A 15,671-nucleotide genomic window follows, 5' to 3' on the forward strand; every position below is an offset into this window, starting at 1 on the left:
TCAGCTCGTCTCGCGGGTCCGGGTTGTGGAAACGATCCCACTCAGGTGGCTACAGCTCGCCACAGGGTCCGGCGTTCCCTCTCCACACGAGTGCTCTCAGGCGCCCGTGCCGAGGGTCCCTGTCACAAGAGAATGGACGGGAAGAAGTACGCGGGAACGTGCGGGTGATAGCGCCGCACTGTGGGTCGGTAGGGAAGGATCTTGCGAAGCGTCCGATGTGACGCTGACATGGCGCGCACGCACCTCAACTGCTGCTGTGGGTTGGCCAGGAAGAGAAGGAAGCAGGCTTCGTCGTCTGCGAATGGCAAAAGGCTAACCGGGGCGTGCGAAACTCGCGACCGCTTTCCACATCATGGACGCGACGTGACCTCGCCACGCCTTGGGTCACCCGGAACTGTCAACGCCCCGGTACCGTCCGCGGTTACGTCGGACCGGCAGCTTTGTCGTACCTTTTTTCACGGCCGGTCCGCGGGCGTGCGTGTGAGCCGAGTGATCAGCGGCGGCCCTGGTTCTTGACCGCCTCGATCGCGGCGGCGGCCGCGGCCGGGTCGAGGTACTCCCCGCCCACCTTGCTCGGCCGCATCTGCTCGTCGAGCTCGTACAGAAGCGGTACGCCGGTCGGGATGTTCAGCCCCACGACGGCCTCGTCGCTCATCCCGTCCAGGTGCTTGACCAGGGCACGAATGGAGTTGCCGTGCGCGGCCACCAGGACCGTCGACCCACGGCGCAGGTCGGGGATGATCGCGTCGTACCAGTACGGCAGCATCCGCTCGACCACGTCGGCCAGACATTCGGTGCGGGGCAGGATTTCCGGCGGAAGGTCGGCGTAGCGGGCGTCACCTGCCTGGGAGAACTCCGAGGCGTCCTCGATCGGCGGGGGCGGCGTGTTGTACGACCGCCGCCAGATCATGAACTGCTCCTCGCCGAACTGGTCCAGTGTCTGCTTCTTGTCCTTGCCCTGCAGCGCGCCATAGTGCCGCTCGTTGAGCCGCCAGCTGCGGCGGACCGGGAGCCAGTGGCGGTCGCAGGTGTCCAGCGCGATCTCGGCGGTGCGGATCGCCCGGCGCAGCACGGAGGTGTGCACGACGTCGGGCAGCAGGGCACGCTCGCGTAGGAGCTCCCCGCCGCGGCGGGCCTCCGCCTCACCGGTCGCGGACAGGTTGACGTCCACCCAGCCGGTGAAGAGGTTCTTGGCGTTCCACTCGCTCTCGCCGTGGCGGAGGAGGACAAGTCGGTACGGCTCTGCGCTCATGCGCCCGACTTTACCGACGCTTCCTGGGCGGCCCGCACCCCGGAACGGTTGACTGGGTCGGCGTGACCGTTCTCTCACTCCCCGAAGACCCCGAGGCGCTCCTCCAATTGGGCCGCGAACTGCTCGCCGCCCAGGTGTTCAGCTCGCTGCTGGAGGCCCGGCTGGACGCCTTCCGGCCGGGCCTGGCCGAGCTCTCCCTTCCGCTCGGTCCCCACCTGCTGCAGCAGTACGGCCACGCCCACGGCGGCGTGGTCAGCTACCTCGCCGACAACGCCATGACCTTCGCCGGTGGCTCGGTGCTCGGCCCGGCGGTGACCACCGTCGGGTTCTCGATCAACTACCTCCGACCGGCGCAGGGCGAGCGACTGGCCGCAGAGGCGATAGTGGTCAGCGGCGGGCGGCGGCTCGCGGTGGTGCGCTGCGACGTGTCGGCCCACGACGAGGCCGGCAGGTCGACCCTGTGCGCGGTTGCCCAGGGAACGATCGCCACGATCGACCGGCCGAGCAGCTGAGACCCCGCACCCGGGACCCGCGTCGCCGGGCCTACTCGTCGTCTGGAATCAGATGGCGGAACGCCGCCAGGTTGGCTGTCGACTCACCCCGCGAGGTACGCCATTTCCACTCGCGGCGGATCGCGCCGGCGAAGCCGAGTTCGAGCAACTGGTTGAACGAGGAGTCGGCCGCGTCCAGGACAGTGCCGAGAATCCGGTCGATCTCCGCCGGCGTGACCGCTGTCAAGGCCACCTTGCCGGTGAGGTGGATGTCGCCCAGGTGGTCGACGGCGAACGCCACGCCGTACAACCGCAGGTTACGTTCGAGCAGGTAGCGGTAGACGCCCTCGTGGTTCTCGTCCGGGTGACGGGCGACGAACGCGTGCACGGTCACCGCCTGCTCGCCGACGTTCAGCACACACGTGGTGCGCAGCTTGTGTTCGCCGGGCAGCTGCACCACGAAGGAGCCGGGGCGCGGCTCCTCGGCGTCGACGCCCACGTCGGCGAGGGTGGCCCGGATCACGGCGGCGGGATCGTCACTCACCCGCCCACCGTAGCCGTGGCGGGCTGGGCGGGATCCCGCCGACGCGACGGTACCGATCAGCCGAGCATGCTGACCGAGCGTTCCGGCGGGGCGAGGGCCGCGGAGTAGACGTCCAGCATGCGCGCCGCCGTGACCGCCCAACCGAATCCCTGCGCGTGGCGTACGCCGCCCGCGCCGAGCCGGGCGAGCCGGCCGGAGTCGTCGAGCAGCTCACCCAGCACCCGGGCCCACCGGCGCGGATCGTGGCCGCCGACCAGCACGCCGGAAACGTCGTCGGCCACCGCGGTCAGCAGGCCGCCGGTGGCGGCCGCCACCACGGGCGTGCCGCATGCCTGCGCCTCCAGCGCCACCAGCCCGAAGGACTCGTTGTACGACGGAACGGCCACCAGGGTCGCCGCGCGGTACCACCGTGCCAGCTCCGCCTGCCGGACCGGCGGCACGAACCGCACCACGTCGCCCAGGCCCAGGTCGCGGGTCAGCCGGGCGAGCTTGCCCGGTGCGGACGTACCCGATCCGCTCGGACCGCCCACGACCGCGACCACCAGGCGGCGCCGCAGGTCGGGCCGGGTCCGCAGCAGCTCGGCGGCCGCACGCACCAGCACGTCCGGCGCCTTCAGCGGCTGGATCCGCCCGGCGAACATCAGCACCGCGGCGTCGTCGGGCAGGCCGAGCTCGCGCCGGGCGGACCGGGTGTCGCCGGGGGCGAAGACCTCCAGGTCGACGCCGGGGTTGACGGTGACCACACCTGCAGGGTCTGCGTCGTACAGCTCGATGAGCTGGCGGGCCTCCTCGTCGGTGTTGGCGACCAGCCAGTCCGCCGCCTCCACCACCTGCTCCTCGCCGATCACCCGGGCCCGCGGCTCGGGCCGGTCGCCCTTGGCGAGCTGGGCGTTCTTGACCTTGGCCATGGTGTGCATGGAGTGCACCAGCGGGACGCCCCAGCGTTCCTTCGCCAGCGCGCCGACCTGCCCGGACAGCCAGTAGTGGGAGTGGATCAGGTCGTACCAGCCCAGGTCGTGGGCAGCCTCTGCGCGCAGCACACCGCGGGCGAACGCGCACAGCTGCGCGGGGAGTTCGTCCTTGGCCAGGCCCGCGAACGGACCGGCGACCACGTGCCGCACCCGGACACCGGGCTCGGCCTCGACGACCGGCGGCTGGTCGCTGCTGGTCGCCCGGGTGAAGATCTCCACCTCGATGCCCAGCGCCGCCATCCGGCGGGCGAGCTCGACGACGTAGACGTTCATTCCCCCGGCGTCGCCGGTGCCCGGCTGGTCCAGCGGCGAGGTGTGCACGCTCAGCATGGCCACCCGCCTGGGCACCGATCCGTAGCGCACCCCGACGCACCTCCTCCGCCGACGACCCGGCTCCTGGTCACGGCCGACGGCGCGGTCGGCCTGATCCATTGCAACCTCCGGCTGCCGGCGGGTCATTCCCCGGTGTCCGAACCGGTCGTCTGACCGCCGCCCTGCCCACCGTCCAGCGCCTGGGAGAACGCACCGAACGCCGCGGTCGTGAACAGCACGAACCTCGCCTCCACCACCCGCGTGGGGGTGGCGCGGACCACCTGGATCGCCGTCCGCGCCGCGTCGTCGAGGGGCCAGCCGAAGATGCCCGCCGAGATCGCCGGGAACGCGACCGTCGCCGCGCCGAGCTCGTCCGCCACGCCGAGCGCGTTGCGGTAGCAGGCGGCCAGCAGGCCGCGGTCGCGCTGGCCGGCGTTCCAGTTGGGGCCGACGACGTGCACCACCCAGCGGGCGGGGAGGTTGCCGGCCGTCGTCGCGCCGGCGCCGCCGACGGCGAGGCCGTCGGGGAACAACCGGACGCAGTCGGCCAGGATGGCCGGCCCGCCGGCCCGGTGGATCGCCCCGTCGACTCCACCGCCACCGCGCATCGCGGCGTTGGCGGCGTTCACCACCACATCGACCGACTGGGCGGTGATGTCACCTTCGAGGAGTACGACACGGGGACTCACGGGCGCCTCACAGCACTGAGCCCGACGCCGTTCAGCAGCGACAGGATGGCGATGCCGACCACCAGGTTGATGGCGGCGGTGATCAGTTGGCTGTTGCGGCTCGCGGCCGCCAGGAACGGCGTCACCACCGCGACGACGGTGGTGAGCGCCACGATCCAGGAGAAGAACAGCAGCGGGCGCGGAGTGGCCACCAGGAGCACGTGCAGCAGTCCGGTGGCGGCGATCGCGGCCAGGGCGGCCAGCAGGGCGTACGCGAGGGTCACCATGTCGCCGAGGTGTGTCGCTCCCAGGGGTGGTACGACCGGAATGGTGACGAACGCCTGGATGACGAAGGCGGCGACGATCACGATCAACGCCGCCACCAGGGCCGTGGCCAGGCCGCCGGCCCACAGCCGCCCCGCGTCCACCTCCGGCAGGTGGCGCTCCTCCGTGGGCACCGGAGGCCTCGGATGCTCGGTCATGGCGTTCCCCCGTGGCCCATTATTGCCCGGCATGCTGCCAGGCCACGGGTGAGCGGCCAGCTCGGCGATCACCACGCCGCGGTCAGCCGGCCTGCTCCGGGCGCAGCCGCACCCGCACCCGGCGGAAGCCGCGGCCCTTGTTCTCGACCTTGGCGATCTCGATCTCGCCGATGCTGCGCGTCGACGCCACGTGGGTGCCGGCGTCGGCCTGCACGTCGAGACCCGTGATGTCGACCAACCGCACAACCTCCACGTCGGCGGGGACGAGGTTGGTCGCGGTGCGGATGATGTCGGGCAGCGCGAACGCCTCCGCCCGCGGCAGCACGCGTACCTCGATGGCCCGGTCGGCGGCGACCTCGGTGTTGGCCGCCTCGGTGATCCGGTCGCGGAACCCCTCGGGCAGGGTGTCCAGGTTGAAGTCCAGCCGACCCTCCAGGGGGTTCATGTTGGACCCGGTGATCAGGGCGCCGAAGTCGCGGAACACCACGCCGCCGAGCAGGTGGAGGGCGGAGTGGGTGCGCATCAGCGCGGTGCGGCGAGCGTCCTCGAGCGCACCGCGCACGGACGTGCCCACCGGCGGGATCGGATCGTCCTCGTGGGGGAGCAGCGCGAGGTCGTCGCCCTTGCGTACGCCGACGATCCGGGTGCGCACGCCGCCCCACAACAGCACGCCCTCGTCGGGTGGCTGGCCGCCGCCACCGGGATAGAACGCCGACCGGTCGAGCACGATGCCCTCGTCGGCACCGGCGTCGAGAACCGTGGCGTCCCACTCCCGCACACTCTGGTCGGTGAGCTCCAGCCGGTGCGTGCGTCCGTGGCGGTCGAAGTCGGCGGTGGTCATGCGCACACGCTACGCGAGGCCACCGACAGCGCCCGGTCCGTCGCCGCCGGGACTGTCGCCGCCGGAGCCGTCGACGGCGTTGAGGAACGCGCTGATCCGCTCCCGGGTCGCCGCCCGGTGTTCCCAGAGCAGGCCGCCGGGCGGGAACACCACCAACTCGGCGTTCGGAAGTGCCGCCGCCGTCTCGCGCGCGACGTCGGCGGGATGGGCCTCGTCGCCGTCCTGGCCGACCACCAGGACCGGGGCCGTGCAGCCGGTGAGTACGCCGCGGTCGGCGAGCGGCTGCTGGTCGGCGAATGCTCGCAGTACCCGCGCGAACGCGGGTCCCGCCAGCGCCCGCGCGCGGTCCCGGGACCAGGCCACGACATCGGCGCGGTCACGGGCCGACGCGGGCTGCAGGGCACGCAGGGCCGCGGCCACGGCGTCGACGTCACCGCGGTCGGCGTCGCCGGCCGCCGCCCGCATCCGGGTGGCGATCCGTGCCGAGCGAGGGCGGTCCAGAGCGGCCGGAAGCAGCAGGACGACGCGTTCGAACCGGTCCGGCGCCGTGGCCAGCAGCCGCAGGATCGCGCCTGCTCCGAGAGACACCCCGACCGCGCGGGCCGCGCCGAGCTCGTCGGCGATCCGGCGTACGTCGCCGGCCAGATCGGCGTACGTGAGGTGCTGCCCGGACTTCTCGTTGGCCTCGAGGAACGCCCGGGTACCCCGCACCCCGCTGCCGAAGGGGCGGGTCTGTTCGACGGAGCCGCCGAGCCCGGGCGCGAAGACGGTGGTGGGGCTGCCCGAGCCGGTCAGGACGTACGCCGGGCGGGATTCACCGGTCACCAGCCGCCGGAGGATCCGCCGCCCCGTCCACCCCTGCCGCCACCGACTTCGCGCACGGCCGGGCGGACACCGACGAGGTAGACCGCCGCGGCGATCGTGCCGGCGATGTTCAGCAGGCCGATCGGCGACCCGAACTGCGGGATGAGGTGGATCAGCAGGGCGAGCCCGGTGAGGATCAGCCAGAGCGGCTTGGTCTGCTTGTCGACGGCCGGGAAGGCCTGCGCGGGCCGCATCACGGCGTCACCGAGGGCGAACGCCTTCATGACCAGCAGGATGAGCCAGAGCGCGATCGTGAGGTAGCCGACGATCGTGGTGGGTGCGTACACACCCCGAGGGTATCCGCCGCGGGCACGGGCCCGTGCCCGCCGGGTCGCACGCGCCGCGGCCTGCCGAATCTCCCCGTGCCCGCGGACAGCGAAGCCCGGCGAGGGACGAAAAGGCGTCAGAGAGGCCGAACCGGGGCACAACCAGCGGCCGGTGAGGGCGTACTGAGTGACCGCGGGTGGTGTCCGCCCCGAGACACCACCCGCGTCGACCCGCCGGACGGGAGGCGGAGCCGCGTGGGCTCAGCTGCTGGTGCTGTTGGTCGTGGGAGCCGACGACGTGCTGGCCGTGGTCGTCCCCGTCGTGGTGTTGCTGCTGGCCGGGCGGGCCGCGCCGGCCGGCGCGGTCTTCGACGCGCTGGTGGTGGACTTGCGGCCGTTGCCGGCAGAGCCCGAGGAGTTGGCGCGGCCCTTGCTCGCCGCGGCCCGCTTGCGGGTCGTCGACTTGCTCGCGGTCCGCGTCGACTTCGACGCCGTCGTGGTCGAACGGCCGGCCGACTTGCTCGCCGACTTCTTCGCCGTCTTCTTCGCGGTCGACGAGGTGCCGGCGGACTTGGTGGCCGAGCGGCCGGCCTTCTTGGCCGCGGTGGTCCGGCCGCCACGCGCGCCGGCGGCCGTGCGCTGGATGGTCCGGCCGTTCTGGCCGCGCAGGTGGCTCACGACGCCCTCACCGCGCTCGATCAGGTCGTCGTAGGCGTCGCCTGCGGACATCCACATCGCCTGCATGGCCGACTGCGCGCGGCCGGAGATGCCCTTGGCCTGCTCGCGAATGTCGCTGGTGGCGCTGCGAAGCACCACCCCGAGGGTGTCGGCGCCCTCTTCGATCCGCACCTGCATGCGGTCGGACACCTCGGCCGGGTCGGTGGTCTCCAGCGAGGAGATCTTGCTGGAGGCCATCTTGGAGATCTCGCGGATCTTCTCCACTGCCAGGTCGCCGGCACCGGCCAGCACGTAGAGCGGGGTGATGGTCTCGTTGAGGTTCTTGTTGCGAGTGGTGCGGGGCATGTCAGTCCTCCTGACGGGCGTGACGTACAGCCCGGTTCTGGGTAGTGCTCTCGCGTTCCGGCTCACTGGTCTCTTCCTCGTCGGCCTCACGGCGAAACGACGAGTAGATGTCGAGCAGGACCCGCTTCTGGCGTACCGAGAGAATTGGGTCGGCGTGAATGGCCATCTCGACCGAAATGTCCTGCTCGCCGTCACCCTCGGTGGGGTCGAGCAGTCCGGCCCGGACGTAGAGAACCTCCGCGGAAACTCGCAGCGCCTTGGCCAGCTGCTGGAGCACCTCGGCGGACGGCTTGCGCACGCCGCGCTCGATCTGGCTGAGATAGGGATTGGACACTCCGGCGAGGTCGGCGAGCTGCCGCAGGGAGAGCTCGGCGTTGCGCCGCTGCTCCCGCACGTAGTCACCGAGAGTGCCGATAGACCGGACCTTCACGTCGCCAGTGTGCTTGCAAAAGCTAGCAAGCGCAAACTGGCAGCAAATATGAGTCGCGAACTCCGCGATTCACCGAACGCGCAGACCCCTGGCGGGCGGTCGACTGCTCAAAGACCCACGGCGCGGATCTCACCGACCGGGATCCCGCCGCCGGTCAGCACGGCGTGCGCCTGGTCCCCCACGGCCGGATTGGTGACGCCCAGCCGGCGCAGCACCGCGGCCATCACCACCGGGCGCGCCCGCTGGCCGCCGTCCTCGATCTTCAGCGCGACCGCCCGGCCGTCCGGAAGCGCGACCGCGTAGCAGGCCTCGGCCCCACCCTTGGCGAACAGCCCCGGCGTCGCGCCGATCAGCGCCGCCTCGTCCCGGGTGCTGCCGCTGACGTACGCCGGGTGGGCGCGGACCGTCGCCACGAGCCGTCCCTCGGGCGAGCCCTCCGGTGCCCGCACCATCGCCTGGAACGCCCGGGCCAGGCCGGTGAGGCTGAGCGCGAACAGAGGTGCGCCGCAGCCGTCCACCCCGGTGTGCGCGACCTTCTCCGCCGCCAGGCGTTCCACCGACTCCCGGATCGCCTTCTGCAACGGGTGACCGGGGTCGAGGTAGGTCTGCGTCGGCCAGCCGGCCGCGACGCAGGTGGCGAGCATCGCGGCGTGCTTGCCGGAGCAGTTCATGGTCACCCGGGCGGGCCCCCCGCCGGCCCGGACGAGCGTGTCCCGAGCGGCCACGTCGGCCGGCCAGTCGGGCGGACAGCGCAGGTCGTCCTCGGTGAGCCCGGCGCCGGCCAGGATCCGGCGTACGCCCGCGACGTGGAACTCCTCGCCGGAGTGGCTCGCGGTGGCCAGCGCCAGCAGCTCGCCCTCGAGGTCCAGGCCGCTGTGCAGCATGCCGGCCGCCTGCATCGGCTTGTTGGCAGAGCGGGGGTAGATCGGCGACTCCACGTCACCGACGGCGAGCGCGGTCGAACCGTCCGCGTCCAGCACCACCACCGAGCCGTGGTGGCGGCACTCCACGAAGCCGGAGCGGACGACCTCGGCGAGGACGGGCAGGTGGGCGGGCTGCGGGGGCTGAGACGACATCAGGGACGACACGAGGCCGCACCCTACCCCCGGCCGATGAGGACGCGCCCTGTCGCGGGCCGCCGCAGCTGCCGTGGCTACCGCGGCTTGACGTTGAGCAGGTCGCGCGCCTCGCCGGGCGACATCGCCGGCCGCTGGGCCAGCTCGGCGAGCCGGGCGGCCCGGGCGACCAGCTCGTCGTTGTGGCGTACAGGGCGGCCCCGGGCGAAGTTCAGTGTGTCCTCCATGCCGACCCGGAGGTGGCCGCCGCAGCTGAGGGCGGCCAGCGCGACCGGGAGGGTCGTCCGGCCGATACCGGTGGCCGACCACGACGTCACTGCCTCCGGCAATGCCCGCACCGCCGCCACCAGAGTGGCCGTGTCCCCGGGCATCCCGCCCGGAACGCCCATCACCAGGTCCGCGTGCACCCGGCCGCCGTACGGCAGGCCGTAGGTGTCCAGCAGCCGGTGCAACGCCGCCACGTGGCCGAGGTCGAACAGCTCGAACTCCGGGACGATCTCCCGCTCCTGGCTGAGCTCGTACAACCGGGTGACGAACGGCCACGGGTTGATGAACACGTCGTCACCGAAATTGACCGTGCCCATCGTGAGCGAGCACGAGTCGGGTTCGGCGTCCAGCACCCGCAGCCGGTCCTCGAGGGGGTCGGTGACCGCGCCGCCGGTGGACAGCTGGACCACCAGGTCGGTCTCGGCGCGTACGGCGGCCACCGCCGCCCGCAGCCGGCCGACGTCGAGGGTGGGCCGGTGCTCGGCGTCGCGGATGTGCAGGTGGATCATCGCCGCCCCGGCGTCCTGGCAGCGCCGGGCGGTCTCGACCAGCTCCGGCAGCGTGGTCGGCAGGGTCGGACACGCCTCCTTGGTGGTCTCCGCCCCGGTCGGGGCGACGGTGATGAGGGTCGGCATGCACCGCATCCTGACAGAGCCGGAACAATGGGGGCCATGCGTGCGGTCGTCCAGCGTGTCAGCGAGGCCCGGGTGGTCGTCGACGGCGAGACCGTGGGCGCGATCGACAAGCCGGGGCTGCTGGTCCTGCTCGGCGCGACCCACACCGACACCCCGGCGCTGGCGGAGAAGCTCGCCGGCAAGATCTGGGGGCTGCGGATCCTTCCCGAGGAGCGGTCCTGCTCCGACGTGGGCGCGCCGTTGCTGGTGGTCAGCCAGTTCACGCTGTACGCCGACACCCGCAAGGGCCGCCGGCCGTCCTGGTCGCAGGCCGCGCCCGGCGAGGTCGCCGAACCGCTGGTGGAGCACTTCTGCGCCGCACTTCGTGGCCTGGGGGCACACGTGGAGACCGGCCGGTTCGGCGCGCACATGGAGGTCTGCATGGTCAACGACGGACCGGTCACGCTGGTCATGGAGGTGTGAGCAGTCGATGAGCGAGCCTGAGCGTGCCGGCGCCGAAGTCCCGCGGTGGGCGCCGTCGCCGCGGGAGTACGACGACCTGGCGCTGGCCCTGGACGGCATCCTCGCCGAGGTCACCGTGGCGGCGCCGGCGAACGTCGCGTCCCGCGAGGACGCCACCCCCGAACTCGCCGCCGCCGAGCTCACCGACCTCGAGGGCACCCCGGTGGCCCGGCTGGACGTCACCGTCGCGGCGGAGACCGCGCCGGGTGCCTGGACGCTGACCGGGACCGTCACGCCGTTGCGCCCGCGCGAGGACGGCGTGTTCCGTCACCTGCACCGCAGTCCGGCGCAGGTGCGTGACACGTTCGGCCCGGACACCAGGGTGGCGGCGGTCGTGGTGGACGCTCCGCTGGACCGGGCCGCGCTGGACCGGCTGGCCGGCGCGGTCGCCGGGTACGACGCGACGGTGCTGCTCCCGCTGGTCGGCGCCGGCTCACCGCGGGGCGTCTCGGCGCACACGCTGGTCCGCGCCACCCTCGCCGCCGCCGAACTGCTGCCCGGGCAGCCGCTGGTCGTTCCCGTACCCCTCGCGGCTCGCGCGGACCCGGCGGCCGACCTCGCGCTCCGCGACCTGGTGGCCGGGGCGTACGGCGATCCGGTGCGGCTCCCGGACGAGGACGGTGGGGACGGCGACCGCGGCGGACACCCGGCGCCCGTCGCCGCGGCCCTCGGGCCCGCGACCCGGAGCGCCCACCAGCGGGGGCTCGTCGTGTTCTTCACCGGCCTGTCCGGCTCGGGCAAGTCGACACTCGCCCGCCGCCTGCACGACCTGGTGCTCGAACGCGGCGACCGTACGGTCACCCAGCTCGACGGCGACGTCGTACGCCGGATGCTGTCGGCCGGCCTCGGCTTCTCCCGCGCCGACCGCGAGGCGAACATCGCGCGGATCGGGTTCGTGGCCGCCGAGGTGGCCCGGCACGGCGGGCTCGCCATCTGCGCACCGATCGCGCCGTACGCCGCGACCCGGGCGGAAGTACGCCGGATGGTGGAGGCCGCCGGCGGTACGTTCGTTCTGATCCACGTCTCGACCCCGCTGGCCGAGTGCGAACGCCGCGACCGCAAGGGCCTCTACGCCAAGGCGCGGGCCGGGCTCATTCCCGAGTTCACCGGGATCTCCGACCCGTACGAGCCGCCGGACGACGCCGATCTGGCCCTCGACACCAGCGACGTGACCGTGGAGGACGCCGTGGCGAAGGTCCTCGGCCTGCTCGACGAACGCGGCCTGCTCAGCTCTCCTCCGCCGACGCCGTAACCGGGCGAGCAGGCCGTCCGGACGGCTCCTCCGACGCCTCCGACCGGTCCCTGGTGAGGAGCGCCCGGGCCAGAATCCCGAGCACCACGCACCCGGCGACGACGGTCGCCATCGGCAAGGCCGAGCGCACCTGGACCGCGGTGACCAGCGGGCCTGCCAACGCACCCACCACGAACTGCAGCGTGCCGATCAGTGCCGATGCCGTACCCGCCATCTCCGGGTGCTGGGCCAGGCCGAGCGCCATCGCGTTCGGCCCCACCATGCCGAGGCTCGCCACCGCCACGAACAGCGGCAGCAGGACGCCCACCACTCCCCCGACCGACGTCGCGGCCGCGAGGACCAACAGGATCGCACCGGCCAGCGACGTGAACTGGCCGATCGCCAGCAGCCGGCGCGGGTCCACCTTGCGGACCAGCCGGCCGTTGGTCTGGGAGAACGCCATGAGCCCGAGGCCGTTCAGGCCGAACAGCACGCCGTAGAACTGCGGGCTGATCCCGAAGACCTCCTGGTAGACGAACGGCGAACCGGAGATGTAGGCGAACATCCCGGCGAACCCGAAGCCGCCGGCCAGCGCGTAGCCGAGGAACGACCGGTCGCGGACCAGGCTCAGATAGCTGTTGGCCGCGTCCCGGGCCCCGCCGTGACGGCGGCGCTCGGCCGGCAGGGTCTCCCGCAGTCCGAACACGACGCCGAGGAGCAGCACCACCCCGAACGCCGTCAGCACCCCGAACAGCATTCGCCACGAGCCCAGCCGTAGCAGCTGGCCACCCACGACCGGCGCCAGGATCGGGGCCAGACCGGTGACCAGCAACAGCAGCGAGAACAGCCGGGCGATCTCCCGGCCGGACACCAGGTCACGCACGATCGCGCGGGCGATCACGATCCCCGCCGCGCCGCCGAGCGCCTGCACCACCCGCCCGGCGACCAGCACCTCGATCGTCGGTGCGACGGCACACACCACCGAGGCGACGGCGTAGGTGCCGAGGCCAACCAGCAGTGGGCGGCGCCGGCCCACCGCGTCCGAGAGCGGGCCGACCACGGCCTGACCGACGGCGAGGCCCACCAGCGCGGCGGTGAGCGTGAGCTGCAGCAACGTCTGGCTGCTGTGCAGCTCCCGCGTCATGTGCGGCAGCGCCGGGAGGTAGAGGTCGATGGTCATCGGCCCCAGAGCGGTGAGCCCGCCGAGCAGGACGATCAGCATCGGCGCGATCCGGCGCCGGCTCTGGCCGGCCGGCTGATCGGACGGCTGGCCGGAGGCCCGATCGGCCTGCTGGTCTGCCGATCGATCGGCTGACTGGTCGGGCGGCTGGGTGGAGGCGGAGGACATTGTCAGCGCAGCAACCGCGGCCGGGCGGTTCTTCCGAGTTCCGTAGCAAAGCTCAGTATGCGGACACCCGCAGCGGCGTTCACGCTCGGACGAGCTTGGTCAGCAGCAGCGCCTCGGCCGCGCAGGCCCGGGCGAAGTCGCCGAGGTGCAGGCTCTCGTCCACCCCGTGCGCCCGGCAGTGCGGGTCGGCCACGCCGGTGACCAGGATGGCCGCGTCGGGGAAGGTCTCGGCGAACTCCGCCACGAACGGGATCGAGCCGCCGATCCCGATGTCCACCGGCTGGCGGTTCCAGACCTGCGCGAACGCCGCCCTGGCCGCGTCGTAGACCGGGCCGGATGCCTGCGCTGCGTAGGGCTGGCCGGCGTCACCCGGAGTCACGTCGACCTCGACGCCCCACGGCGCGTGCGTACGCAGATGCTCGGTCAGCGCCTTCATCGCCTGCGTCGCGTCGTCGCCCGGCGCGAGCCGGACGCTGACCTTGGCCCGGGCCACCGGCACCAGGGTGTTGGACGCGTCGGCGACGCGGGGAGCGTCGATGGCCAGCACGGAGGCGGTCGGCCGGGCCCAGATGCGCTCGGCGATGCTGCCCTCGCCGAGCAGGCGTACGCCGGGACGCATCGCGGCCTCGGCACGGAACCTCTCCTCGGGGTAGTCCACGGCCGGGGCAGGTGCGGTGCCCAGGCCGTCGACGGCGACGTTCCCCTCCTCGTCGTGCAGGGTCGCCAGCAGCCGGCACAGGGCGGTGAGCGCGTCCGGTGCGGCACCGCCGTAGAGCCCGGAGTGCACACCGTGGTCGAGGGCGCGCACCTCGACCACGCAGTCGACGAGGCCCCGCAGGGTGGTGGTCAGCGCGGGGATACCGACGTCGAAGTTGGCCGAGTCGGCGAGCACGATGACGTCGGCGGCGAGCCGGTCGCGGTACTTCGCGAGGAACTCCCCGAGGGCCGGGGAACCGATCTCCTCCTCGCCCTCGACGAACACCGTCACCCCGACGGGCGGGCGGCCGCCGAAGGCCCGGACAGCGGCGAGGTGCAGGGCGATGCCGGCCTTGTCGTCGGCGGAACCGCGCCCGTAGAGGCGGCCCTCGCGTTCGGTGGGCTCGAACGGTGGGCTGGTCCACTGCGCCACCTCGCCGGTGGGCTGGACGTCGTGGTGCGCGTACAGCAGCACGGTCGGCTGGCCGGTGGGCGCCGGGAACTGAGCCACCACCGCCGGCTGGCCGCCGTCGACCTCGAGGATCTCCACGCTCTGCGCGCCCTCGGCACGGAACAGCTCGGCGGTGAGGTCGGCGGTGCGGCGTACGTCGGGCCGCGCGGCGGGGTCGGCGCTCACGGACGGGATCCGGATCAGCCGCTCCAGATCGTCCCGGACTGCGGGAAGCACGGCGCTGACGGCCTCGGCAGGGTCGATGTTGGTCACGGTGCGCCAGCGTACGCCGCCGCGACGATGTCCGGCGTCTTCCCATCTGGACGAAGTGTGCACACGCCTTCCCCACTTACCTTAGGCTATTCCCACCGGGTAGATAGGGAATATCTGAAAGGTGGGCGCGCGCGTGCGCAAGCTCGTTCTTCTCGCGATCGTCGGGCTGGCCGCCCAGCTCGTCGACGGCAGCCTGGGCATGGCCTACGGCGTCACGTCGACCACGCTCCTGCTGGCCACCGGGGTGACGCCGGCGGCCGCGTCGGCGACCGTGCACCTTGCCGAGATCGGTACGACGCTGGCCTCGGGCGCCTCGCACTGGCGGTTCGGCAACGTCGACTGGAAGGTCGTCGGCCGGATCGCGGTCCCCGGAGCGATCGGCTCCTTCGCCGGCGCGACCTTCCTCAGCTCGCTGTCCACCGACGCCGCCGCGCCGGTGATGTCCGGCATCCTGCTGGCACTCGGCATCTACATCCTGATCCGCTTCACCGCCTGGGGCACCCCGCGCGGCCAGCTCGGCAAGCCGATACGGGCGACGTTCCTTGCCCCACTCGGCATCTTCGCGGGCTTCGTCGACTCCACCGGGGGCGGCGGCTGGGGGCCGGTGGCCACCCCCGCCCTCCTCGCCAGCGGCCGGATGGAGCCGCGCCGGGTGATCGGCTCGGTCGACACCAGCGAGTTCGTGGTCTCGGTCGCGGCGAGCCTGGGCTTCCTCATCGGCCTCGGCGGCGCGGGCATCCCGCTCGGCGCGGTGGCCGCGCTCCTCGTCGGCGGCCTGGTCGCGGCACCGATCGCCGCCTGGCTGGTCCGGCTCCTGCCCGGCCGCATCCTCGGCTCGCTGGTCGGCGGCGTCATCGTGCTGACCAACGTCCGCACCATCTTGAAGTCGGACCTGGTGGACGCCGCCGCCGGCACACGCAGCGTGGCCTACGTGATCATCGCGGTGCTGTGGGCGGGCGCCGTGGCGTGGTCGCTTCGGGCCTACCGTGCGGAGAAGGCCGAGCTCGACGCGGAGGTCGAGGAGTCGGCGCCGGTCGCGGCCTGACGCG

General features: G+C 72.7%; 18 protein-coding genes. 4 read left to right on the forward strand and 14 right to left on the reverse strand.

The features are described from left to right. Positions 1 to 493: 493 nt before the first annotated feature. The gene (locus ABZV93_RS12180; RefSeq protein WP_354933861.1) at positions 494 to 1,252 is read right to left on the reverse strand and encodes a phosphoglyceromutase; all 759 of its coding nucleotides are present in this window, start codon (positions 1,250 to 1,252) and stop codon (positions 494 to 496) included. 62 nt (positions 1,253 to 1,314) lie between these two features. Between ABZV93_RS12180 and ABZV93_RS12185 the strand changes: the two genes are divergently transcribed. Further along, positions 1,315 to 1,764, forward strand: a complete 450-nt coding sequence (locus ABZV93_RS12185) for a PaaI family thioesterase (RefSeq protein WP_354933863.1) — start codon at positions 1,315 to 1,317, stop codon at positions 1,762 to 1,764. 31 nt (positions 1,765 to 1,795) lie between these two features. On the opposite strand, the gene ABZV93_RS12190 is transcribed toward ABZV93_RS12185, so the two are convergent. The 11 genes from ABZV93_RS12190 to ABZV93_RS12240 all read right to left on the reverse strand — a co-directional run bounded on the left by ABZV93_RS12190 (position 1,796) and on the right by ABZV93_RS12240 (position 10,122). Continuing rightward, entirely contained in the window at positions 1,796 to 2,287 is a 492-nt protein-coding gene (locus tag ABZV93_RS12190) for a YbjN domain-containing protein (RefSeq protein WP_354933865.1), read from the reverse strand. A 56-nt stretch (positions 2,288 to 2,343) separates the two neighbouring features. Further along, on the reverse strand, positions 2,344 to 3,588 hold the full coding sequence (gene mshA, locus ABZV93_RS12195) for a D-inositol-3-phosphate glycosyltransferase (RefSeq protein ID WP_354933990.1): 1,245 nt from the start codon (positions 3,586 to 3,588) through the stop codon (positions 2,344 to 2,346). Positions 3,589 to 3,713: 125 nt separating this feature from the next. Then, entirely contained in the window at positions 3,714 to 4,259 is a 546-nt protein-coding gene (locus ABZV93_RS12200; RefSeq protein WP_354933867.1) for an O-acetyl-ADP-ribose deacetylase, read from the reverse strand. Then, positions 4,256 to 4,720 carry a DUF6069 family protein gene (locus ABZV93_RS12205; protein WP_092650138.1) on the reverse strand — a complete coding sequence of 155 codons (465 nt, stop codon included), beginning with the start codon at positions 4,718 to 4,720 and terminating at the stop codon, positions 4,256 to 4,258. The genes ABZV93_RS12200 and ABZV93_RS12205 overlap by 4 nt, the downstream gene beginning before the upstream one ends. Positions 4,721 to 4,802: 82 nt before the next feature. Then, the gene (locus ABZV93_RS12210; protein ID WP_354933869.1) at positions 4,803 to 5,561 is read right to left on the reverse strand and encodes an alanyl-tRNA editing protein; all 759 of its coding nucleotides are present in this window, start codon (positions 5,559 to 5,561) and stop codon (positions 4,803 to 4,805) included. Positions 5,562 to 5,570: 9 nt separating this feature from the next. After that, complete coding sequence (locus tag ABZV93_RS12215) at positions 5,571 to 6,386, reverse strand: alpha/beta hydrolase (RefSeq protein ID WP_354933871.1); 816 nt, start codon at positions 6,384 to 6,386, stop codon at positions 5,571 to 5,573. Then, positions 6,383 to 6,712, reverse strand: a complete 330-nt coding sequence (locus ABZV93_RS12220) for a DUF2516 family protein (RefSeq protein ID WP_354933873.1) — start codon at positions 6,710 to 6,712, stop codon at positions 6,383 to 6,385. The genes ABZV93_RS12215 and ABZV93_RS12220 overlap by 4 nt, the downstream gene beginning before the upstream one ends. Before the next feature lie 240 nt (positions 6,713 to 6,952). Then, positions 6,953 to 7,714: a hypothetical protein gene (locus ABZV93_RS12225; protein WP_354933875.1), complete on the reverse strand. Its 762-nt coding sequence runs from the start codon at positions 7,712 to 7,714 to the stop codon at positions 6,953 to 6,955. A gap of 1 nt (position 7,715) precedes the next feature. Continuing rightward, a complete protein-coding gene (locus ABZV93_RS12230) occupies positions 7,716 to 8,144 on the reverse strand; it encodes a helix-turn-helix transcriptional regulator (protein ID WP_354933876.1) in 429 nt (142 codons plus the stop codon). A 107-nt stretch (positions 8,145 to 8,251) separates the two neighbouring features. After that, the gene (locus ABZV93_RS12235; protein WP_354933878.1) at positions 8,252 to 9,220 is read right to left on the reverse strand and encodes an asparaginase; all 969 of its coding nucleotides are present in this window, start codon (positions 9,218 to 9,220) and stop codon (positions 8,252 to 8,254) included. A 77-nt stretch (positions 9,221 to 9,297) separates the two neighbouring features. Further along, on the reverse strand, positions 9,298 to 10,122 hold the full coding sequence (locus tag ABZV93_RS12240; protein ID WP_354933880.1) for a 3-keto-5-aminohexanoate cleavage protein: 825 nt from the start codon (positions 10,120 to 10,122) through the stop codon (positions 9,298 to 9,300). A 36-nt stretch (positions 10,123 to 10,158) separates the two neighbouring features. On the opposite strand from ABZV93_RS12240, the gene dtd reads away from it, so the two are divergent. Beyond that, on the forward strand, positions 10,159 to 10,584 hold the full coding sequence (dtd, locus tag ABZV93_RS12245) for a D-aminoacyl-tRNA deacylase (RefSeq protein ID WP_354933882.1): 426 nt from the start codon (positions 10,159 to 10,161) through the stop codon (positions 10,582 to 10,584). 7 nt (positions 10,585 to 10,591) lie between these two features. Further along, complete coding sequence (cysC, locus tag ABZV93_RS12250) at positions 10,592 to 11,875, forward strand: adenylyl-sulfate kinase (protein WP_354933884.1); 1,284 nt, start codon at positions 10,592 to 10,594, stop codon at positions 11,873 to 11,875. Here the strand turns inward: cysC and ABZV93_RS12255 are convergent. Both ABZV93_RS12255 and ABZV93_RS12260 read right to left on the reverse strand, forming a co-directional pair. Then, positions 11,850 to 13,202, reverse strand: a complete 1,353-nt coding sequence (locus ABZV93_RS12255; RefSeq protein WP_354933885.1) for a Bcr/CflA family multidrug efflux MFS transporter — start codon at positions 13,200 to 13,202, stop codon at positions 11,850 to 11,852. The two genes, cysC and ABZV93_RS12255, sit on opposite strands and share 26 nt — an antisense overlap. Before the next feature lie 79 nt (positions 13,203 to 13,281). Next, complete coding sequence (locus ABZV93_RS12260) at positions 13,282 to 14,622, reverse strand: dipeptidase (RefSeq protein ID WP_354933886.1); 1,341 nt, start codon at positions 14,620 to 14,622, stop codon at positions 13,282 to 13,284. A 133-nt stretch (positions 14,623 to 14,755) separates the two neighbouring features. Between ABZV93_RS12260 and ABZV93_RS12265 the strand changes: the two genes are divergently transcribed. After that, the gene (locus tag ABZV93_RS12265; protein WP_354933887.1) at positions 14,756 to 15,667 is read left to right on the forward strand and encodes a sulfite exporter TauE/SafE family protein; all 912 of its coding nucleotides are present in this window, start codon (positions 14,756 to 14,758) and stop codon (positions 15,665 to 15,667) included. The last annotated feature ends 4 nt before the right edge of the window (positions 15,668 to 15,671 follow it).

Origin of the sequence: Actinopolymorpha sp. NPDC004070, assembly GCF_040610475.1 — a bacterium.
Lineage (GTDB): Bacteria > Actinomycetota > Actinomycetes > Propionibacteriales > Actinopolymorphaceae > Actinopolymorpha.